Origin of the sequence: Virgisporangium ochraceum (genome assembly GCF_016863655.1) — a bacterium.
Classification (GTDB): domain Bacteria; phylum Actinomycetota; class Actinomycetes; order Mycobacteriales; family Micromonosporaceae; genus Virgisporangium; species Virgisporangium ochraceum.
On record NZ_BOPH01000001.1, the window covers coordinates 37,363 to 57,532 of the forward strand.

General features: G+C 72.7%; 23 protein-coding genes. 7 read left to right on the plus strand and 16 right to left on the minus strand.

Annotated features, from left to right (window positions below):
* Entirely contained in the window at positions 1-912 is a 912-nt protein-coding gene (locus Voc01_RS00155) for a hypothetical protein (RefSeq protein ID WP_203925129.1), read from the minus strand.
* Positions 909-1,235, minus strand: a complete 327-nt coding sequence (locus Voc01_RS00160; RefSeq protein WP_203925130.1) for a PadR family transcriptional regulator — start codon at positions 1,233-1,235, stop codon at positions 909-911. Before Voc01_RS00160 ends, Voc01_RS00155 begins: the two co-directional genes overlap by 4 nt.
* Positions 1,236-1,318: 83 nt before the next feature.
* Between Voc01_RS00160 and Voc01_RS00165 the strand changes: the two genes are divergently transcribed.
* Positions 1,319-1,795 (plus strand): hypothetical protein, encoded by a 477-nt coding sequence (locus Voc01_RS00165; protein WP_203925131.1) that lies wholly within the window; start codon positions 1,319-1,321, stop codon positions 1,793-1,795.
* 10 nt (positions 1,796-1,805) lie between these two features.
* Here Voc01_RS00165 and Voc01_RS00170 read toward each other — a convergent pair whose 3' ends face one another.
* The 3 genes from Voc01_RS00170 to Voc01_RS00180 form a co-directional block, all read right to left on the minus strand.
* The gene (locus tag Voc01_RS00170; protein ID WP_203925132.1) at positions 1,806-2,801 is read right to left on the minus strand and encodes an ABC transporter permease; all 996 of its coding nucleotides are present in this window, start codon (positions 2,799-2,801) and stop codon (positions 1,806-1,808) included.
* 13 nt (positions 2,802-2,814) lie between these two features.
* Positions 2,815-3,741 carry an ABC transporter ATP-binding protein gene (locus Voc01_RS00175; protein ID WP_203925133.1) on the minus strand — a complete coding sequence of 309 codons (927 nt, stop codon included), beginning with the start codon at positions 3,739-3,741 and terminating at the stop codon, positions 2,815-2,817.
* 190 nt (positions 3,742-3,931) lie between these two features.
* A complete protein-coding gene (locus Voc01_RS00180) occupies positions 3,932-4,861 on the minus strand; it encodes a phosphotransferase (protein WP_203925134.1) in 930 nt (309 codons plus the stop codon).
* 82 nt (positions 4,862-4,943) lie between these two features.
* Here Voc01_RS00180 and Voc01_RS00185 point away from each other — a divergent pair, with 82 nt between their 5' ends.
* Complete coding sequence (locus Voc01_RS00185) at positions 4,944-5,339, plus strand: PLD nuclease N-terminal domain-containing protein (protein WP_203925135.1); 396 nt, start codon at positions 4,944-4,946, stop codon at positions 5,337-5,339.
* 49 nt (positions 5,340-5,388) lie between these two features.
* Here Voc01_RS00185 and Voc01_RS00190 read toward each other — a convergent pair whose 3' ends face one another.
* From Voc01_RS00190 to Voc01_RS00220, 7 genes are all read right to left on the minus strand, one after another.
* A complete protein-coding gene (locus tag Voc01_RS00190; RefSeq protein ID WP_203925136.1) occupies positions 5,389-5,763 on the minus strand; it encodes a nuclear transport factor 2 family protein in 375 nt (124 codons plus the stop codon).
* 44 nt (positions 5,764-5,807) lie between these two features.
* Positions 5,808-6,497, minus strand: coding sequence for a DUF899 family protein (locus Voc01_RS00195; RefSeq protein ID WP_239159815.1), 690 nt, complete (start codon positions 6,495-6,497; stop codon positions 5,808-5,810).
* Positions 6,403-7,644, minus strand: a complete 1,242-nt coding sequence (locus tag Voc01_RS00200; protein ID WP_203925137.1) for an MFS transporter — start codon at positions 7,642-7,644, stop codon at positions 6,403-6,405. Before Voc01_RS00200 ends, Voc01_RS00195 begins: the two co-directional genes overlap by 95 nt.
* Complete coding sequence (locus Voc01_RS00205; protein WP_203925138.1) at positions 7,641-7,970, minus strand: ArsR/SmtB family transcription factor; 330 nt, start codon at positions 7,968-7,970, stop codon at positions 7,641-7,643. The genes Voc01_RS00200 and Voc01_RS00205 overlap by 4 nt, the downstream gene beginning before the upstream one ends.
* A complete protein-coding gene (locus Voc01_RS00210) occupies positions 7,963-8,391 on the minus strand; it encodes an SRPBCC domain-containing protein (RefSeq protein ID WP_203925139.1) in 429 nt (142 codons plus the stop codon). Before Voc01_RS00210 ends, Voc01_RS00205 begins: the two co-directional genes overlap by 8 nt.
* Positions 8,392-8,599: 208 nt before the next feature.
* Complete coding sequence (locus Voc01_RS00215; protein WP_203925140.1) at positions 8,600-8,884, minus strand: SDR family oxidoreductase; 285 nt, start codon at positions 8,882-8,884, stop codon at positions 8,600-8,602.
* On the minus strand, positions 8,877-9,770 hold the full coding sequence (locus Voc01_RS00220; protein WP_203925141.1) for a TetR/AcrR family transcriptional regulator C-terminal domain-containing protein: 894 nt from the start codon (positions 9,768-9,770) through the stop codon (positions 8,877-8,879). The genes Voc01_RS00215 and Voc01_RS00220 overlap by 8 nt, the downstream gene beginning before the upstream one ends.
* Before the next feature lie 144 nt (positions 9,771-9,914).
* Here Voc01_RS00220 and Voc01_RS00225 point away from each other — a divergent pair, with 144 nt between their 5' ends.
* Positions 9,915-10,649, plus strand: a complete 735-nt coding sequence (locus Voc01_RS00225) for an ABC transporter ATP-binding protein (protein WP_203925142.1) — start codon at positions 9,915-9,917, stop codon at positions 10,647-10,649.
* Complete coding sequence (locus Voc01_RS00230) at positions 10,646-11,968, plus strand: ABC transporter permease (protein ID WP_203925143.1); 1,323 nt, start codon at positions 10,646-10,648, stop codon at positions 11,966-11,968. The genes Voc01_RS00225 and Voc01_RS00230 overlap by 4 nt, the downstream gene beginning before the upstream one ends.
* A gap of 28 nt (positions 11,969-11,996) precedes the next feature.
* On the opposite strand, the gene Voc01_RS00235 is transcribed toward Voc01_RS00230, so the two are convergent.
* Complete coding sequence (locus Voc01_RS00235) at positions 11,997-12,650, minus strand: response regulator transcription factor (RefSeq protein WP_203925348.1); 654 nt, start codon at positions 12,648-12,650, stop codon at positions 11,997-11,999.
* Complete coding sequence (locus Voc01_RS00240; RefSeq protein ID WP_203925144.1) at positions 12,641-13,831, minus strand: sensor histidine kinase; 1,191 nt, start codon at positions 13,829-13,831, stop codon at positions 12,641-12,643. Before Voc01_RS00240 ends, Voc01_RS00235 begins: the two co-directional genes overlap by 10 nt.
* A 109-nt stretch (positions 13,832-13,940) precedes the next feature.
* On the opposite strand from Voc01_RS00240, the gene Voc01_RS00245 reads away from it, so the two are divergent.
* Genes Voc01_RS00245 through Voc01_RS00255 form a run of 3 tightly spaced genes read left to right on the plus strand, consistent with a single transcriptional unit; the run spans position 13,941 to position 18,211 of the window.
* Positions 13,941-14,600, plus strand: coding sequence for an ABC transporter ATP-binding protein (locus Voc01_RS00245; RefSeq protein ID WP_203925145.1), 660 nt, complete (start codon positions 13,941-13,943; stop codon positions 14,598-14,600).
* Positions 14,594-17,002 carry an FtsX-like permease family protein gene (locus Voc01_RS00250; protein WP_203925146.1) on the plus strand — a complete coding sequence of 803 codons (2,409 nt, stop codon included), beginning with the start codon at positions 14,594-14,596 and terminating at the stop codon, positions 17,000-17,002. Before Voc01_RS00245 ends, Voc01_RS00250 begins: the two co-directional genes overlap by 7 nt.
* Before the next feature lie 33 nt (positions 17,003-17,035).
* Entirely contained in the window at positions 17,036-18,211 is a 1,176-nt protein-coding gene (locus Voc01_RS00255; RefSeq protein WP_203925147.1) for a serine hydrolase domain-containing protein, read from the plus strand.
* 50 nt (positions 18,212-18,261) lie between these two features.
* On the opposite strand, the gene Voc01_RS54535 is transcribed toward Voc01_RS00255, so the two are convergent.
* Positions 18,262-19,584: a family 43 glycosylhydrolase gene (locus Voc01_RS54535; protein ID WP_373873769.1), complete on the minus strand. Its 1,323-nt coding sequence runs from the start codon at positions 19,582-19,584 to the stop codon at positions 18,262-18,264.
* Positions 19,578-20,156: a family 43 glycosylhydrolase gene (locus Voc01_RS53920; protein ID WP_203925148.1), complete on the minus strand. Its 579-nt coding sequence runs from the start codon at positions 20,154-20,156 to the stop codon at positions 19,578-19,580. Before Voc01_RS53920 ends, Voc01_RS54535 begins: the two co-directional genes overlap by 7 nt.
* Positions 20,157-20,170: the final 14 nt, after the last annotated feature.

Sequence of the window (20,170 nt, forward strand, 5' to 3'; positions counted from 1 at the left end):
CTACGAGGCGCTGGGGCTGGGGCTGGGGACGGGGCTGACACTGGGGCTGACAACGTCTCCGCCCTGCCCGGCGCCTCCGTCCGGAGTCGCCGGGAGTACCTCCTCGGGAAGGCAGCCGCGCCGTTCGACGTAGACGTCGGTCCGTTCGCAGCCCATCGGTACCCCGATCGGCACCGGATTCCCGCCGCGGTCGTAGACGCGCACGTTCGTGACCGGCCGCCCGTCCGGGGTGTAGACGTACACCTCCTGCCCACCGTCGTAGACCGCGCCGGAGTCCTGGTAGCTGGGCGGCGTGTAGTAGTAGTCGCCGTCATCGAAGTACATGAAGCCCAACCCGACCACGAGCAGGGCGACGCCCGCCGCCGCGAGCCACGCCGGCCGGATCCGGCGCGTCAGCCGCGGCGGCCGCCGGCCGTACCGGATCGACACCATGACCAGGAGCAGCACCACCGCCCACCCGGTCATCCCGGCGGCGCCGTCATGCGGCACGATGCCCGCGCCACCCATGAACAGGTTCAGCACGACCAGCGCGACCAGGTAGCCGCGGAGCACCCACCACGCCGGCCGCAGCTGCACGAGGAACTCGACCAGGCTGTCGTACCCGATCAGCTGGCCCACCTGCTCGTCGAACGTCCGCAGATGTGGCCGCAGCGCCGCCATCGCCGCGTCGAGCCGGCTCGCCCGTCGCTTCGGCGCCGTGACATCGAGGCCCGCGGCCGCCCGCAGCTCTGCCGCGTACGCGGCCGGTGGGCCGAGCCGGTCGTCGAGCGACACCGGATCGTCGGCGGCGATCTCGGCGAGGTGGTCGGGCAGGTCTTCGAGCAGCTCCTGCCGTACCTGCTCGGGAAGGTCGGCGAGAGCGGCCGACACGCCGGCGAAGTAACGGTCGATCTCGGCGGTGCTGACGTTCATGCGGAGGTCCCGTCGAGGAGTTGGTCCATTGTGGACACGAAGCCGCGCCACACCTTGCCCGACCGGTCGAGGTGCGCCCGGCCGGCGGCGTTGAGGGCGTAGTACTTGCGGTGTGGACCCTCGTCGCTCGGCACCACGTACGTGGTGAGGTATCCGGCCTGGAACAGGCGACGCAGCGTGCCGTAGACCGACGCGTCACCGACGTCCTCGAGGCCGGCCGTGCGGAGCCGGCGCAGGATGTCGTATCCGTACCCGTCGTCGTGCCGCAGCGCGGCGAGCACGGCCAGGTCGAGCACGCCCTTGAGCAGCTGGGTGACGTCCACGCACCGCACACTAGCTCGCTATGCGAAGTACCGTCAACAGCGGAGTTGCGCGGCGCTTTGATGCGGCCCCGCACAATGGCGGCATGCGTGTCGACGATCCGTCCGGGCGGACCTGGTGGGTGGGCCGGCGCTGGCTGCCGTGGAAGCCGCGCAAGCGCGCCCGCGTCAGCAGGTTCAACGACGGCGCGCTGGAGTTCCTGGAGGTGGTCGAGCACCCGGTGCTGCTGGTGGTGTTCCTGCTCTTCCTGTTCCCGATCCTGGCCGTGCTCCTGCTCCTGCTGCTGGAGTGGCTGGCGGTGCTCGCGGTGCTGCCGCTGCTCGTGCTCGCGCGCCTCGCCCTGCCGGTGCCGTGGACGGTCGTCGCCCGCCGGCGCGACTCCGACGGCACGCGGTTCCGGTACGCGGTCTCCGTGCGGGGGCTCGCGGCGTCACGGGCGCTGATCGCCACCGCCGCCGACGAGATCGCGCGCACCGGCGCACCGACGTCGTTCGGGGCGCCGAACGTGCGCCCCGGTCGCCGCCGTGGCCGGGCGGTCCGCCCGGCCAGGTCGTCCCGGTAGCGGCCGCCGGTCAGGCGATGCGGGTGCCCTTCGTCAGCTCCCGCACCGGGGTCTGCAGCCGACGGACGGTGATCATGACCGATCCGGCGCCGAGCAGCAGGTTGAACGCGAGGCCGTACGGCCACACCGGCGACGTCGGCCAGTCGCCGCTGCCGTCGTAGCTGTCGTAGTAGGCCCGCTCCTCCTCGGGCGAGAAGCGCATCCGGCGCACGTCGCGGCCGATCTCGCCGAGCGGGTCGCCGACGGGCGGCGCCTCCAGGTCGCCGGTCTTCGGGTCACGCTTCATCGGCACCTGCGGCGCGGAGTCGGCCAGCACCACGAACGGGTTCGGGGCGACGAGCCACCAGACCCGGTCCTCGCGGTCGCCGTAGTACCCGCCGCCCGACAGCGGGAGCGCCAGCACGAACGCGAGCAGCGTGCCGAGGCTCAACGCGAACACCGTGACGTACGACAGCAGCGCCGAGGTGATGCTGCGGGCCAGCATCGCCGACAGCGCCTGCGACACGGCACAGACCACCCCGACCAGCAGGGCCACCACGAACAGCACCACGGCCGCCCGCCAGATGCCCACCCCGCCGCGCAGGATCGACCAGCCGACGAACGGCAACGTCAACGCCAGCGCGCCGACCCCGACGGCCCACCCGGCGAGCAGCTTGCCGACCGCGATGTCCCCCGCGGCCAGCCGGGTGATCTGCAACGTGGCGAGCGTGCCGCGTTCCCGGTCGCCGTTGATGGACTGCGCGGTGAGCGCCGGGCTGATGATGAGCGCGAGCGCGAGCACGAACAGCATCAGCGCGCCGAACAGCGGGATGCCCTGCCACCGCTCGCCCGCCCAGGCGAGACTGCCCCGGTACGACGAGAACGACGACGAGAACCCGGCCTCGAACAGCACCGTGAACAGGAACACGACGCCGACCCACGCGGCCATCAGCCAGCGCCACCGGCCGGTGCGGTACCGCACCAGGAACTCCTGCCGGAAGACCAGCGCCACCCCGTGTCTGCTCATCGTGCCTCCCGTTTCAGAACCGGTCCTCGGTGAGCGCCAGGTAGGCGTTCTCCAGCTGGCTGCCGATGGGTCCGTACGCGACCACCCGCACCCCGTCGGCGATCAGGCCGGCGAGCAGGTCGGCCGCCGCGTCCTCGGTCATCAGCGGCAGCTCGATGCCGCCGGTGGTCGCGTCGCCCGCCTCGACGCCCCGGCGGTGCAGGGCCGCGCGGAGCGCCTCGTCGTCGATGGCGCGCACCCGCCACGTGACCGCGCTCGCGCGGACGAGCACGCGCATGTCGTGCTGCCCCGCGTCGCGTCCACCCGTGATGAACACGACCCGGTCGGCGATCTCCTCGAGCTCGGTGAGGATGTGGCTCGACACCAGCACGGCCGCTCCCTTCGCGGCGAGTCCGCGCAGAACGTCACGAAGCTCGATGCGCGACCGGGGGTCGAGACCCGACGCCGGTTCGTCGAGCAGCAGGACGGCCGGGTCGTGCAGCATCGCGCGGCCCAGCGCGAGCCGCTGTTTCTGCCCGCGGCTGAGCACGTGCACGGGACGCCCCGCGTAGTCCTCCAGGTGGGTGACGCCCAGCGTCTCGGCGACCCGCGCCCGGCCGACCGTGTCGGGCAGCCGGTACGCGTCGGCGAAGAACTTCAGGTACTCCCAGGCGGTCAGCTGGTCGTAGACCCCGAACGCGTCGGGCATCCAGCCCATCCGGGCCCGCACGCCCACGGGGTCGGCGACCGGGTCGAGCCCGGCCACCCGGACGTGGCCCGAGTCGGGCGCCAGCAGGGTCGCGAGCATCAGCAGCAGCGTGGTCTTGCCGGCGCCGTTCGGCCCGACCAGGGCCGTGACCTCGCCGTAGGGCGCGGTGAGGCTCAGCCCACGGACCGCCTCGACGTTTCCGAACCGCCGGGTGAGGCCCTGGGCGTCGACACCCAGATCGTGAGCGATCATGTGGGACCTCCGCGGCCGGGCTGTGCGCGCTACAGCCGTAAAGACGCGGCGCTACCCCGCTTCGGTTCCTACCTTCACCGAATCCGCACAGAATCAGGCTGCCGCCGCCCTCCGGACGAGGCCGACGAGCAGCTTCTCGGTCGCGGGGGTCAGCTCCGTGAGGGCGGTAGGCGGTCGGCCACTGACCGGTTCAGGTGTAGCGGGTCCAGACGGCGTCGTCGTCGCCGGCGAGGAGGGTGCGGACGCGGTGGGCCAACTGCTGGGCCACGTCGGCGCGGCCGTCGAAGGCGCCGAACGTGCTGGTGGCCATCTGCAGGTCGCGCACGGCACGCAGCGCCGGCCAGCCGGGCCAGGCCGTGACGTCGAAGCCGTAGGCGTCGGCGAAGGCGGCGTAGGCCGCGCGGGGTCGGCCCATCCGCTCGGTGCCGTGTGCCGGCGGGGTGAGGTCCCATTCGCGGGGACCGGCGCAGACGCTGTCGAGGTCGCACAGCAGGGCCTCGCCGCTCGTGGCGAGCAGCAGGTTCCCGGTGTGGACGTCGCCGTGGAGGACCCCGGCCGGCAGGTGCCAGGCGACGTCTGCCAGCGCCCGCTCCACGGCGTCGCACCGTTCGCGCAGGGCGGCGACGAGGTCGTCGAGGTCCAGGCCGACCTCGTCGCGGCACCAGGGGCGCATCCAGTCGGCACCGACCGCGCGGTCGATCCGGCGCCGGGCCTTGGCGACCGGCTCCCACGGCGGGAGGTCCGCGTCCAGCGTCTCCAGCCGGTGGATCGTCCGCACCGGTCCGGCGAGGTCGACCGGTTCTGGTGTCCGGCCGGTGGTGGGTACGTCGAGCCACACCGTCGCCGCCCATCCACCGGCGACGATCGGTTGCGGACCCACGTCGGCCAGCCGGATCGTCGGCGCGTCGACAGCGGCCAGCGCCGTCGCGTGGGACACGGTCCGTTCCGCGGTCGCGGGGCTGGCGTTCATCCGGATCACGAACGGCGGTACCCGGTAGACCGCGTTGATCGTGTATTTGACCGGTTCCGCCCGGGCCGCGTCGGCACCGATCCGGTCACATACGACACGCAGGGTCTCGTGCAGCCTCCGGGCGACCGTCTCATCCAGCCTCGTGGCCATGCCGTCCCGTCCCTTCGCCGAGCGGATATGACCCGAATGTAGGGGCAGACAGGCGGCCGGCGATACGGCATCATTTCGCGGCGTGATTCGTCTCTACGGGCTGCTGATGCTGATCGACCTGGCACTGCTGGTCATCGCGCTGATCGACTGTCTGTCCACTGAGGAGTTCAGTGTCCGGAACCTGCCCAAGGTCGTGTGGGTGTTCGTGATCCTGCTCTTCTCACCCATTGGGGCGATCGCCTGGTTCGTGGCGGGTCGGCCGCAGAAGTCCCCGATCGGCCGGGGTGGCCAGTGGCGGCCCGGCGCCGGCTTCCCGGAGCGCGAGCGTCCCCGTCCCCTCGCACCCGACGACGACCCGCAGTTCCTGCAGTCGGTCGAGCGCAGCCGCCGGGCCGACGAGGAGCTGTTCGACAAGTGGGAGGCCGACCTGAAGCGCCGCGAGGAGGAGCTCAAGCGCCGCGAGGGCGATCAGGCCTGAGATCCGCGGTCCGGCGCCCCGGCCTCGGGGTTTCGCGGGGCCGGTCGTGTCAGGCCGGCGCGAACAGCGGCGCGAGGTCGACGTAGATGCGGTAGTCGGTGATCAGGCCGGCGTCGTCGCGGGTGAAGATGGTGACCGCGGGCACCCGGACGCACCGGTCGTCGGCGCGGTCGTACTCCACGGTCAGCTCGGCGACGGTGTCGGCGCCGTCCTCCCAGCGGTTGCGGAGCTCGTGACGCAGGCCGCGGATGCCGGCGAAGAAGCCCTCCACGGCGGCGGCGATGCCGTCCGGACCGACGATCGGGTCGGCGTTGCCGAACACGAACCGTCCCTCGGGTGCGAACAGCGCGGCGAACCCCCGCGCGTCGCGCTTGTCGACGATGGCGAACACGTATGCGGTGAAGTCGGTGGACACGTCGGCCACGACACCACCACCGTCGACAGGGCGCCATACGCAGATCTCCGTAGTCAGAGCCTCGACCACTGCGGGATCGGGCGGCCGTCCGACCGCAGGGTGTCGTCGTCGGGGCCGCGCCGCGGCCAGCCGGCCGGCGAGTCCTCCCACGCCTCCTGCCGTCCGCGGACGGTGAGATCCATGAGCGCGTAGCTGTAGTCCATGGCCTCCACGCCGCGGCGGGTGGTCCAGTAGGTCTCGAAGACGCGGTCGCCGTCGCGCAGGTAGCAGACGAGGTGCATCATCCCGACGTGGCGGCCCTCGAGCAGGGTGTCGAGGGCGCCGCCCTGCGCGGAGTACCACGGCATGGTCCAGCGCATGAACCGGTGGTAGCGCCGGCCCTCGTCGTCCGGGCCCTGGCAGACCACCGCGTAGGTGATGTCGCGGGAGTGCAGCGGCGCCAGCTCCGCGACCTGTGTGGTGTACCAGGTGCAGCCCTCGCACTGGTCCTCCGTCGGCCGGCCGGCGTTCCACATGAAGTAGTAGAGGACGAGCTGCGTGCGGCCCTGGAACGCGTCGAGCAGCGTGACCGTTCCGTCGGGCCCGGTCAACGGGGTGTCGGCGGGCACCTCGACCATCGGCAGCCGGCGGCGGGCCGCGGCGATCGCGTCACCTTCCCGCGTGTGTGCCTTCTCGCGCGGACGCAACCGGTCGACCTCCGCCTGGAACGCGGTCCGGTCGACGATCGGCGGCAAGCTGTTCATCGGTATCTCCCTCTGCGTGGGGTGCGGTCAGAAAGCCGGACGCCCAGGCGACCGGAACAGCGACGACGGCGATGACGAGACCCGCGACGACAGCGGTTCGCACGGAGAACGCTCCGACCGCCACGCCGCCGGCGAACGAGCCGAACGCGATGCCCACGTTGGCCGCCGACGCCGGAAGCGACTGCGCCAACGCGCCACCGGGGCCGGCCAGGCTCGTCACCCGGTACTGCAGCGACGGCGCCATACCCATGGCGAACCCGCCGATCGCCAGCAGCAGCACCGCGACGAGCACCGCCACGGTCCCGACGAAATACAACACGAGCAGACACACCGCCACACCGACGGTTCCGACCACGAGCGTGCGCGCCGCGTCGGTGTCGGCGAAGCGTCCACCCCCGTACGAACCGACCGCCGTGGCGACCCCGTACGCCAGCAGGAACACGCTCACCACCCCACCGGAGACCCCGGTGACCGTGTGCAGGAAGGGAACGATGTACGTGAGCGTGGCGTACACCGACGAGAACACGAGGAACGTCAGGGCGAGCAGTGCCAGCACCCGCGGCGCCAACGCGTACCGCACCTGGCTCGCCGCACCCGCGCCGGTGCCCGGTACCGACGGAATGACCGCCAGCGTCGCCACCAGGGCCACCGCGGCGAACGCGCCGGCCGCGAGGAACGAACCGCGCCACCCCAGTGTCTGGCCCGCCAACGTGCCAAGGGGAACACCGATCGCGCCGCTCACCGCGGTCCCCGAAATGACCACCGCCATGGCGCGACCGGCGCGTTCGGCCGGAACCACGGCGGTGGCCGCCGCGAACGCCGCCGCGATGAACAGACCCTGCAACGCGCCGGTGAGCGTGCGCGCCACGAGGAACACGGCGTAGCTCGTGGTGAACACCGCGACCGCGGTGCCGGCGACGAACAGAACCAGCGTCGTGGCAAGGATCGTGCGCTTGTCGAGCCTTATCGTCAGGGCGGTGAGAATGGGACCGCCGAGCGCGAGGCCGAGCGCGTAGACCGTGACGAGCGTGCCGGCGGCCGGGATCGAGACCTTCAGATCGGACGCGATGAGGTCGAGCACGCCGACCACGAGCAGCTCGGTGCTGCCCATCACGAACATGCCGAGGAACAGCGTCGCCAGTTTCACGATTCGTCCAATCTGTTGCGCAGCGCGGCCAGCGGGCCGTCCCAGTCGCGGGCGAGCGCGGCGAGGAACTGCTGGGCCACCTTCATCGGCGCGGAGTCGAGCCGGTACCGCACCCGGCGCCGCTCGCCGGGTTCGGCCACCACGAGCCCGGCGTCGGCAAGGAGGCCGAGATGCTTGGCGATGCCCTGCCGGGTGATCGGCAGCCGGGCGGCGAGATCGGTGGCGGTGGCCGGGCCTTGTGCCGCGAGCGTGGCGAGGATCGCCCGCCGGTTCGGGTCGGCCAGGGCGGCGAAGACCTCCTGGGCCACCGCCTCCCGGTCATCCATTGAGGTAGGTGACGAGCTCGCCCAGTTCGTTGGTCCAGCCCTCGGTGTTGCCGCCGAAGGCGGCCTTGTGTTCGGTGTCGCTCAGCTGCCCGAAGCCCGCCTCGACCACGGTGAGCGTGGTGCCGGTGCCGTTCGGTTCCAGCGTGAACTCCACGTAGGTGCGGCGCGGGTCGCTGTCGGGCAGCCCGTAGATCGGCCACGTGTAGGCGAACACGCGCGGCGGCTCCACCCTCTCGATGGTGAGGACGGCGGTGTCGCCGCTGTCCCAGCTGAGCCGCGCCTGTCCACCGACGCGGAGGTCGACCTCGGCGCGGTTGCCGAACCAGGTACCCAGGCCCTCGGACGTGGTGAGCGCGTCCCACACCTTCTCGGGCGCGTGGGCGAGTTCGAGGGTCCGCTCGATCCGATCGGGAAAAGCCATGCCTGCCTCCTGGGTAGCAACCATCTGGTTGCCACTTAAGATATGGCAACCAGATGGTTGCGTCAACCCCGAGCGCGGTCGGTCGACGCGGTCCTCCCCGCGGCCACCGTGGTCGACGGTCGCCAGCCACCGGGCACGCATGAACATCATCAGGCCAAAGTGATGTTCATACGTGCCCACTCATCAACGATTGTGAATGTGTGGGCCGTCAGGTGCCGCGTCTCGTACAGGCCGAGTTCCCCGCCGCCCGGGAGACGGATTGATCACGGACGGTACGCAGGGAGTCGGCCAGCTCGGTCAGCGCCGCCTTGCTCGCCGCGTAGGCCGACCACCTCGGCACGGCGTGCAGTCCCGGCGCGGCGTTGACGAACACCACGTTGACGGCCAGCGTCTCTGTCCACAGTGGAGCGGGCGTCTCCTCGACGCTCGCCACCTCGACCACCGCGGACCCGATGGCACCGGTCGAGCCGGTGACGAGCATCGTTCTATCCATGCGTCAGGATACGGTCGAGGCCGTCGAGGATGGTTCGCAGGCCGAAGTCGAGCAGCAGGTCCAGTGAGAAGTCGTGGTCGCCCGTCGCGTAGCGGGCCATCATCGGCAGGCGGCCGCTCGCCATCACCGCGGCGAACCGCTCCTGCTGGGTCTGCATCCACTGCTCGTCGGTCATGCCGGTGTCCTGCTCGGCCTGCGCCTCCTCGGCCAGGTTCACGGCCGTGCCGCGCACGTAGTTCGCCACCATCACCGCGGCCCGGAACTGCAGGTCCGGATCCGCGGTGGCGCGGCCGAGCGACCGCATCACCCACTCCGTGTGCGCCATCGCGTTCGGCGCCAGCAGCGGCCGGGTGAACGAGATCGCCTGCGCGAGCCACGTGTGGCGGCGGTACATCGCCCACTGGAGGCGGGCGACCGCCTCGACGCACGCGCGCCAGTCGGCGGTGTCGGGATCGAGGTCGGGCGGCGGCGGGTTGGCGGCCATCACCTCGTCCATCATCAGCAGGATCAGCTCCTCCTTGTCGCGGACGTGGCGGTAGATGGACATCGTCGGAATGCCCAGGGCGCCCGCGAGCCGGCGCATCGACAGGCCGGTGAGCCCCTCGGCGTCGGCGATGGTGATCGCGGTGTGCACCACCGTCACGCGGTCGGGCGCCGTCTCGCGCGGTGCGGCGGCGCTGCTGACGACGGTCCCCACGCCGGGTTTCGCCTCGACCAGGCCCTGCTCCCGCAGGCGCGCGATGACCTTCGTGGCGGTGGCCATCGCGACGCCGTACGCCGCCATGATCTGCCGCGTCGACATCACGCGGTCGCCGGGCGCGAGCGCGCCGGCGGTGATGCGCGCGGCGAGGTCGTCGGCGATCTTCCGATAGGTGGGGACGCTCATGAGCACTTCCTAGTGCACTAGTGCACCGGCTGTCCAGAAAGAGTGGTGCTAGCCCCACCCCGAGAGCCAGGTTGGCTCTACCGACCCCTGGCTAGTGCGCTCGTACGTTGTATCCAGACAACGTACGAGTGAGAGGGGAACACCATGACCGACGCCGTCCGACTGGAGTCGCTCCACAAGACCTACGACGAGACCGTGACCGCGCTCGCCGGCGTGACGGCGACGTTCGCCACGGGGACGTTCACCGCCGTGATGGGCCCGTCGGGGTCCGGCAAGAGCACGCTGCTGCAGTGCGCAGCCGGGCTCGACCGGCCGACCGGCGGCCGCGTGTTCATCGGCGGCACCGAGGTGACCGCCACCAACGACACCGCGATGACCAAGTTCCGCCGGCAGCGGGTCGGCTTCATCTTCCAGGACTACAACCTGCTGCCCTCGCTGACCGTGGAGCAGAACGTCGTGCTGCCGCTGAAGCTGGCCCGCCGCAAGGTCGACCGACGGCGCTGCCGGGACGTGCTCGCCCAGCTCGGCCTGGGCGACAAGCTCGACGCGCGTCCCGAGAAGCTGTCCGGCGGGCAGCGCCAGCGGGTCGCGGTGGCGCGCGCCCTGGTCGCCCGGCCCGCTGTGATCTTCGCCGACGAGCCGACCGGCGCCCTCGACCTGCGCAGCGCGCAGGAGGTGCTCGCGCTGCTGCGGGCCGTCGTGCACCAGCACGGTGGGACCGTCGTGATGGTGACCCACGACCCGATGGCCGCCGCGTACGCCGACTCGGTGCTGTTCCTCGCCGACGGCCGGCTGGCCGGCGAGCTGCGCGCCCCGACCGCCGACGCGGTGGCCGAGCGCCTCGCGCACCTCGGCGACCTGGTGGGAGCACAGCGATGATCGCCACGGCCCTGCGGAACCTGCGCCACCGCCCCGGTGGCTTCGTCTCCACGTTCCTGTCCGCGTTCCTGGGCGCGGCGCTGCTGATGGCGTTCGCGTCGCTCATCGACACGGCGACCGACGTCGACGCGGCGAGCGGCAACGAGTCGCTCGTCACCACGGCGAGCGTCGGCGGAGGCTGGTGCCTTGTCATCGTGGCGTTCGCGGTGACCTCGACACTCACCCTGGCGATCCGCCAGCGCTCCGAACAGATCCAGCTGCTGCGCCGGATCGGGGCCACCGGTCCGCAGCTGCGCCGGATGATCGTCGGCGAGGCCGCGGTCGTGGCGGTCGTCGCGTCGGCGGTCGCCGTGCCGGTCGGCCTGCTGCTCGGCCGGGTGCTGGTGAACCTGCTGCAGAACACCGGGCAGGTCGCGGAGTCGGTCGACCCGGTGTTCGGGCCGACCGCGCTCGGCACCGGGTTCGGGGTCACGCTGCTCGGGTCGGTCATCGCGGCGGTCGCCGCGGCCCGGCGCGGAGCGGGGCCGGCGCGCGCCAAGGCGGCGCGGCCGGTGCTGCGCCGGATCGGCGCGGTCCTCTTCCTCCTCGCGGGGACGAACTGCGCGGTGCTCACCGCGACCGTCATGGACGGCAAGGGCATCGACGCGATGCAGACCGCGGGACAGGCCGGCATCTGGGCCTCGATCGGCCTGGCGCTGCTGGCGCCGGAGCTGCTGCGCCTGGTCACCGCCCTGCTGGGGTGGCTGCCTCGGCTCGTCGGCGGCGTCGCCGGCGAGCTGGCGGTGCTCGGCGTCCACACGCGTGCCCGGCAGCTGGCCGGCGCGGTGATGCCGGTGCTCATCTTCACCGGGATCGCGACCGGAACCGTGTACATGCAGGGCATCGAGGACGCCGAGGCGGCCGGTCAGGTGCAGCAGGAGTACGCGCAGGACATCCAGACACTCAACTACGTCGTCGTCGGGATGATCACCCTGTTCGTGGCCATCATGCTCGTGAACACCCTCATCGCGGCCACGGCGAGCCGGCGGCGGGAGTTCGCGCAGCAGCGGCTGGCGGGCGCCACCCGGGGCCAGCTGACCGCGATGGTGGCCCTGGAGGCCGCGCTCGTCACGGTGACCGGCGTGATCGGCGGCGCGGTGGGCTCGCTGTTCACGGTGCTGCCGTTCGCCTCGGCCCGGGCCGGCAGCTTCGTGCCGGACGTGACCCCGGCGGCGTTCGCGATCGTCGTCGCCATCGCCGTGGTCCTGACCGCGGCGGCGACGCTCGGTACGACCCGCCGCTCGGTCCGCGGACCCGCGACGGCGGCGATGAGGGCCTGAAGGAACCGAACCGCGACGGCGCCCGGGGTCACCCCCGGGCGCCGTCGCGCAGGTACGTGAGGACGGCCAGGATGCGGCGGTTGTCGTCGTCGGTCGGTGGCAGGCCCAGCTTCGTGAAGATGCCGGTGATGTTCTTCGCCACCGCCGCCTCGCTGAGTACCAGGGTCCGCGCGATGGCCGTGTTCGAGCGGCCCTCGGCCATGAGCGCCAGCACTTCGCGCTCGCGGGGACTCAACCGCTCCAGGGGACTGCTGTTGCGCTTGAGCAACTGCTTCACCACCTGCGGGTCGACCACCGTGTCGCCCGCGGCGACGCGCCGGACGGCGTCGACGAACGTGGCCACGTCGGTGACCCGGTCCTTCAACAGGTAGCCCACGCCGGCCGCCGACGGCGCGGCGAGCAGTTCGCCGGCGTAGGTCAGCTCGATGTACTGGCTGAGCACGAGTACCGCGAGTCCGGGCCGGCCGCCGCGCAACGCGATCGCCGCCCGCAGGCCCTCGTCGCTGAAGCCGGGCGGCATGCGCACGTCGGTGATCACGAGGTCGGGCTCGTACGCCGACACCGCCGAGACGAGCGAACCGGCGTCACCGACCGCGGCCACGACGTCGATGCCGAACCGGGTGAGCAGCCCGACGACCCCCTCCCGCACCAGGACGCCGTCCTCGGCCAGCACTACCCGCACGGCAGCCCCGCCCGCACCACGGTGGGCCCGCCCGGTGGGCTGTCGACCAGCAGCCGACCGCCGACGGCCGCCACCCGGTCGGCGAGGCCGGCGAGCCCGCCGCCGAGACGCGCGACCGCGCCACCCACACCGTCGTCCTCGACCGCGACGAACAGCCGCCGGTCGACGATCCGGGCGTCGACGCACGCCATCGACGAACCGCTGTGCCTGACCACGTTCGTCAACGCCTCCGAGACCACGAAGTAGGCGCATGCCTCGATCATCGCCGGGAGCCGCGCGTCGATGTCGGCCGTCACGGTCACGGGAACCGGCATGCGGTCGGCCAGCGACGCCAGCGCCGCGGGGAGCCCGCGGTCGGTGAGGATCCGCGGATGGATCCCCTGGATCAGCTCCTGCAGCTCGGTGAGCGCCTGACCGGCCTCGTCGTGGGCCTTGGCCACCAACGCGGGCAGCTCGTCGGGGCCGGCGAGGCGGGCCAGCCCGAGTGTCATACCGAGGGCGACGAGCCGCTGCTGGGTGCCGTCGTGGAGGTCCCGTTCGATGCGCCGGCGTTCGGCGTCGAACGCGCCGACCAGCCGGGCGCGCGAGCGCATGAGCTCGCGGACGTCGTGCTCACCGCGTCCCAGCAGGAACCGGACCGGCGCGGCCCGCAGCCGCGCGTAGTGACCGAGCAGGTACGCCGCGGCCGCCAGACCCAGGACGCCGACCGGAACCGCCGCCCAGGCGGCGCCCTGACCGCTCAGCAGCACGGCCTTGACTATCTTCACCTCGCCGCCGTTCAACGCCGACGTGACCGGCGCGGTGAGCAACGACAGCGGCAGGCCGAGCAGGCACCCGAGCACCAGCAGGTCGACCGGCCAGAACACGCTGAAAGCCAGCAGGTGCGCCAGTTCCCGCCATGTCGCCGGCTCGCGGTAGCGGCAGCCGAGCCACGCGAACAGGCCGGGCCGGTCGGGGTCGCCGTGCGGGTCGTCGACCGTGATCCCCGCGAGCCGCAGCCGCCACCGCTCGGCCGCGCCGGCCGGAATCCCCAGCAGCGGCACGGCGAGCAGGATCGGCAGCCCCACGAGCACCGGCAGCCCGGCGATCCCGAGCGCGAGCAGGCCGACCCACACCACGAGCAGCACGGCACCGACCGGTACGCCGGTGGCGAGCCACAGCAGGGTCCGCGCGCGCTTCACGGACCCGAGAGTACGGACCGGAGACGGCGGGGGCGGTAGAAGAACCTCTACCGTCGGAGTCGAACCCGCACGGCGGCGCCCGCGGCCCGGACCGCGTGTGCTGGACGGCATGACCGTCGAGCTGACCAACGTGCGCCGCGCCTACGGCGACGTCACCGCCCTGGCGGGCGTGACCGTCGCGTTCGGGCGGGGCACGTTCACCGCCGTCATGGGCCCGTCCGGGTCGGGCAAGTCGACGCTGCTGCAGTGCGCGGCCGGTCTCGACCGCCCCGACTCCGGCACCGTCGTGGTCGACGGCACCGAGCTGGGAACGCTGGGCGAGGCGGGGCTGGCCCGGTTGCGCCGCACCCGGATCGGGTTCGTGTTCCAGGCGTTCAACCTGTTGCCGATGCTCACCGCCGAGCAGAACGTGGGGCTTCCGCTGCGACTGGCCGGCCGGCGGCCCGGCCGCGCGACGGTGCGGGGCGCGCTGGCCGCGGTCGGGCTCGCCGGCCGCGAGCGGCACCGGCCCGACGCGCTCTCCGGCGGGCAGCAGCAACGGGTCGCGATCGCGCGGGCGCTCGTCACCGAACCCGCGGTGGTCTTCGCCGACGAGCCGACCGGCGCGCTCGACAGCACCTCCGGCGCCGAGATCCTCGGCCTGCTGCGGCGGTTGGTCGACAGTGGACAGACCGTCGTGATGGTCACCCACGATCCGGTCGCCGCCGCGGCGTCGGACCGTGTGCTGACGCTCACCGATGGCCGCATCGTCGGGGACCGGCCGTGCTGACGCTCGCGTCGCTGCGGTCGCGCTGGGCCGGCCTGGTCGCGCCGGTGGTCGGGCTCGCGATCGGGGTCGCGCTGGTCGCGGCGACAGGTCTCGTGCTTTATGGGACGGCCACCGCACACGTCCGGGCACCGGAACGCTTCGCGCATGCCGCCGGGGTGGCCGTGCCCCTCGACGAGGTGACGGTCGAGACGGAGCACGGGCACCGCAGCCGGCCGCTGGCCGTGCCACGGGGCCTGTCGGCGGAGCACCTCGCGGCGTTGGGACCGGGCGTGGTGGACCGGTGGGCGTACGCGGAACTTCCGAACGGTGGACGGGGGCAGGTGGGCCGGCCGTGGCCGGTGGCCCGGTTCAGCACGCACCGGCTGGTGGCCGGCCGTGGACCCGCCTCCGACGGGGAGGTGGTGGTCTGGGCCGGCGGCGCCACCGTCGGCGAGCGGGTCACCGTGCTCACCCTCGACGGTCCGCGGCCGTACACCGTCACCGGGGTGCTGGCGCCGGCCCGGTTCGAGCGGGCGCTGTTCTTCACCGACGCCGAGGCCGCGCGCCTCCACCCGCGCGTGGACGCGCTGGTGCTGCCCGTATCCGTGCACGCGCCGCCGGGCGTGGAGGTGCGCTCGGGGCAACGGTTGCGCGCGCTCGACCCCGACGCGCGCGACGACGCCGAGGCCCTCGTCGCCGCGAACGCCTTTCTCGGTACGGCGGGCGGGATCGCGGTGTTCGTCAGCGGGTTCGTGGTGGCGTCGGGCTTCGCGTACGCGGTGGCGCGCCGGCGCCGGGAACTGGCCCTGCTGCGGGCGGTGGGTGCGACGCCGGGCCAGGTGCGCCGGCTCGTCGTCGGCGAGGGTCTCGCCGTCGGAACGCTCGCGTGCGTGGCCGGATGCCTGCTGGGCCGGCCGGTCGCGCTGGTGCTCGCGCGGCTCCTGCGCGACAACGGGTTCGCGCCCGACTGGTTCGTCGTCCCCCACACGCGGCTGCCGCTGGTGCTGGCGGTGGTGGTGGGGCTGCTGGCCGCGCTCGCCGGGGTGCTTCCCGCGTCGTGGCGGGCCGGCCGTACGCGCCCGGTCGAGGCCCTGCGCGAGTCCACGGTGGACGGTCGGGGGATGCCGCTCACACGGTGGGTGTGCGGGCTGGCCGCGCTGGCCGGTGGCGTCTACGTGCTGTGGGCGCCGGTGCTCACCGAGCCGGCGGCGGCCCTGAAACGCAAGGGCTACGTGCCCGGGGTGATGCTGCTCGTGGTCGCGTTCGCGGTGCTGGCACCGGCGCTCGTCTCTCCGGCGGCGCGGCTGCTCGGGTGGCCGCTGCGCGGCGTCGCGGGACTGCTGACGCGCGAGACGGCCATCGCCGCCACGCGCCGCACGGCGGCCACGGCCGCGCCGGTGCTCCTGACCGTCGGGCTCGCCGCCTGCCTCCTCGGCGTGACGTCGACGATCGACCACGCGAAGGCCGCCGAATCGGTGCCCCGCACCGGGTTCCTGGTGGTTCCGGCGGGAACGCCCGGGCTCGACCGGGCGCTGGTCGACCGGCTGCGGGCGTTCCCCGGCGTGGCGGTCAGCGCCAGCTACCCCACCGCCCTCTACGACCTCGAGGACGGGGTGGCGCTGCTCGAACGGCAGGCGCAGGCCGTGGATCCCGGTGCGCTCGCGGGCCTGCCCGTGCTCGCCGGTTCGCTCGCCGACCTCCGCGACGACACCGTCGTGGTCGACACCGAGTGGAACCGCCGTGTCGGCGAGCGGGTGCATGTGTGGCGCGGCGACGGCTCCCCGGTGACGTTGCGGGTGGCGGCGGTCGTCCGCCCGGGTGTCGGCGGGAACGGCGCGTACGTCACCCGGGCGCACGTCGCCGGTCCGTTGGCGTCGCGCGCTCTCGTGCGTCCACAGCCGGGAACCGCGCCCGAAGCGGTGGCCGCCGCCCTCCGCGCGGCCGTGACCGGACACGGCGCCGACCTTCTCGCGCCGGGCCCGGGGCGCGGAAGCCGAGTGACCGCCGCGGGAATGTGGGTGGTGGTAGGGATCGCCGTGGTCTACGCGGCACTGTCCATTGTGGGCACCGTGCTGATGGCCGGCCGCGAACGGCGGCGCGAGCTGGCCCTGCTGCGCCTGGCCGGCGCGACGCCGGGCCAGGTGATCCGCGTGGTAACCGTCGACGCCGTGTTCGTGACGGCTCTCGGCGTGCTGCTCGCGGCCGCCGCCGCGGTGCTGACCCTGGGCGGGCTGTGGGTGGCACTGTTCCGGCTGACCGGCTCCGTACAGGCGGTCGCCGTGCCGGGTGGAGTGGCCGCGGTCGCGGCGATGGCGGCCGCGCTCGTGGTGGCGACGTCACTGCTCGCGGCCGGGGTACAGCAGGCTGTACCCCGGCCCGGCAGGCCACGGGATCGATCGATGGCGCCGACTCTTCCATTCTGATGTGGACGTTTCCGTCCACAAAGGAGTGTTCCCATGGTCAAGTGGCATCGATGGGCGACCGCCGCCGTTGGCGGGGCCAGCACCCTCGCCCTGTCCGTCGCCCTGTCCGCCACCGCGGTCCCGTCCGCGTTCGCGGACGAGCGGGCGGACCAGCGGCAGACCGGCCGGCCGAACCCCGCGGTACAGCGCGGCCTCGACGGGCTCGTCCGCGACGACCGGTTCCCCGGCGCGCTCGCCACCGTGCGCGGCCGCGACGGGCGCAGCCACACCTACACGGCCGGCGTCTCCGACACCGTCACGAAACGTCGGGTGCCGGCCGACGGCCGGGTCCGGTTGGCCAGCAACACCAAGGCGTTCACGGCGGTCGTCGTGCTGCAACTGGTCGGCGAGGGCAGGGTCGGTCTCGACGAACCGGTCGAGACATACCTGCCCGGCGTCGTACGGGGACCGGTGGACGGGCGCGGCATCACCGTGCGGCACCTGCTCCAGCACACCAGCGGGATCGCCGACTACGACGAGCCCATCATCGGTACCGACTACTTCGCCGTGCGGCACCGGCACTTCGAGCCGCGCGACCTGGTCGACGCCGGCCTCGCCCAGCCCGCCGTCGCGCCGAAGGGGACGTTCAGCTACAGCAACACCAACTACATCCTCGCCGGGCTGATCGCGCAGAAGGTCACCGGGCGGCCGATCGGCGAGGAGATCACCAGGCGCGTCCTGAAGCCGGCCGGCCTGCGTGACACGTACTGGCCCCAGCTCGGCGTCGAGACGATCGACGGCCCGCACCCGCACGGGTACATGGCGACCGCGCCGGACGCGCCGTTCGTCGACGTCACCGAGCAGGACACGTCGCTCGCCTGGGCGGCGGGCCAGCTCATCGGCACGCCCGGCGACCTCAACCGGTTCTTCGGCGCGCTCCTCGACGGTAAGCTGCTGCGCGCCGAGCAGCTCGCCGCCATGAAGTCCACTGTGGATGCTCCGGGCTTCTCGACCGTCGACGGGCCGCGCTACGGGCTGGGCATCGGCACGTTCCCCCTCAGCTGCGGCGGGTTCGCGTGGACGCACGGCGGGAACGCGCCCGGCTACACGACCGTCACCGGGACGACCGAGGACGGCCGGTCGGCGACGATCGCGGTCACCGCGCTGCCGACCGTCATCGAGGCGGTGCGACACCTCGACAAGGCTCTCGACACCGCCCTGTGCGCCTGACACCGATACGACGACGCGATGCCCCCGGGCGGGGGCGTCGCGTCGTGTTCTCAGCCGAAGACCCGCAGTTCGTAGACGCGGGTCGCGCCGTCGGTGGTCTGTGTCGGTGTGCCGACGGCGAGCCGCACGTAGCGGGCCGACACACCGCTGACCGGATGGGTGGTCTCCCCCAGCGTGTTGCCGCTGACGGCCACCGCCTGCGTCCACGTCACGCCGTCGGCCGACACCGAGATCGTGAAAGCCCGCGTGTTGTACGCCGCCGCCTCCCCGCCCGCACCGGCGTGCGCGACCTCGAACCGCGTCACGGCCCGGGCGGCGCCGAGGTCGACCTGCAGCCACGCACCCGGTGCGACCGAGCAGAACTTGTCGGTGTTGCCACCGGTGACGCTGCCGTTGACCGCCTTCTCCGGACCCTCCGACGCCACGCAGGGCGCGCTGCCGGTGGCCGGCCGGCCCAGCGCCAGGTTCGTCCCCGCGCCGACGGGCGCACCGACGGCGACGTTGTCGAACGCCGCGGCGGCGTTGAACACCCGCACGCCGGTGGCGCCGCTCGCGAATGTGCTGTCGGTGACGCTGATCTTCGGCGTGACGAGGTCGTCGACGTACACCGAGATCTGCGGTCCGATCGCGGTGACCCGCAGCCGGTGGCTGCCACCGGCGACCGTGGCCGACCCGAGCTGTGTCCACGAGTTCGCGGCCCGGCCGAGCACGACGCGGCCGGCCGGGCTGATGCCCGCGTAGTAGCCGCGGTAGCTGTCGACGCCCACGGCTGGCTGCGTCACGCGGAACAGGAGGCCGGCGTCGCCGTTCCCGGCGGTGACCGTGACGTCGGCGTCGTAGGTGAAGTTGCCGAAGTTGGTGTCCAGCAACGCCTTGCCGCCCAGCGACTGGGTCGCCGTGTAGCGCCCGCCGGCGGCCGTCCAGGTTCCGCCGTAGGTGCGCCAGCCGTAGGCGTTGCCGTCGGCGAAGTTGTCCTTCACCCGCATCGTGACGCGCTGGATCGTCCCGTCGGGGTTGAAGACCATGCGGTCGTAGGCGAGCTGCCGGTGGTTGCCGTCGGTCTCGCTGAGCGGACGGCGGTGGTAGACGATGTACCAGACGTCGGTGCCCGGCACGTTGAGCACCGAGTTGTGCCCGGAACCCCGTGCCACGGCGGCGTCCTGGGCGAGCACCTTGTCGAGCTCGGTGAAGGGCCCGGTCGGCGAGTCGGCGATCGCGTAGGAGACCGAGTAGTCCGGCCCGGTCCAGCCACCCTCCGACCACATCAGGTAGTACCGGCCGCCACTCTTGAACATCTGCGCGCCCTCGACGTAGCCGGACGGGGTGATCTCCTTGTACGTGCTGCCGTCCGGGAACTGCCCGAGGCTCACCATGTGGGGTTGAGCCGCACGACGTTCGCGTGCCCCCAGCCGCCGTAGTACAGGTACGCCTGTCCGTCGTCGTCGATGAACACGTCCTGGTCGATCGGCTGCGCGCCGTTGACGAACTGGCTGACGAGCGGCCGGCCGATCGCGTCGCGGTACGGACCCTGCGGCCGGTCGGCGACGGCGACGCCGATGCCGCCGAGCTGACTGTCGTTCTGGATGTCGTTCGCGGCGAAGTACAGGTAGTACCGGCCGTTGCGCTCGACCGGCGCGGGCGCCCACACCGCGCGGGTGGCCCAGGAGACGTTCGCGGTCGTGAGCACGTTCGGGTGCTTCGTCCACGTCACCAGGTCGGTCGAGGAGAAGGCGTCGAGATAGGTCTGCTCGGCGTAGGTCTTCGACGTCGTCGGGAAGACCCAGTAGGTGTCGCCGTAGACGGCGACGTCGGGATCGGCGTACCACCCGTCGACGAACGGGTTGCCGGCCTCGGCGGTCGACTGGTCGGGAACCGCGGCGACGGCGGGCGTCGGCGTGGCGGCGAGGAGGGCGACGGTGAGGAGAACAGCGAGACGACGCATCATCGGTGACGGCTCCG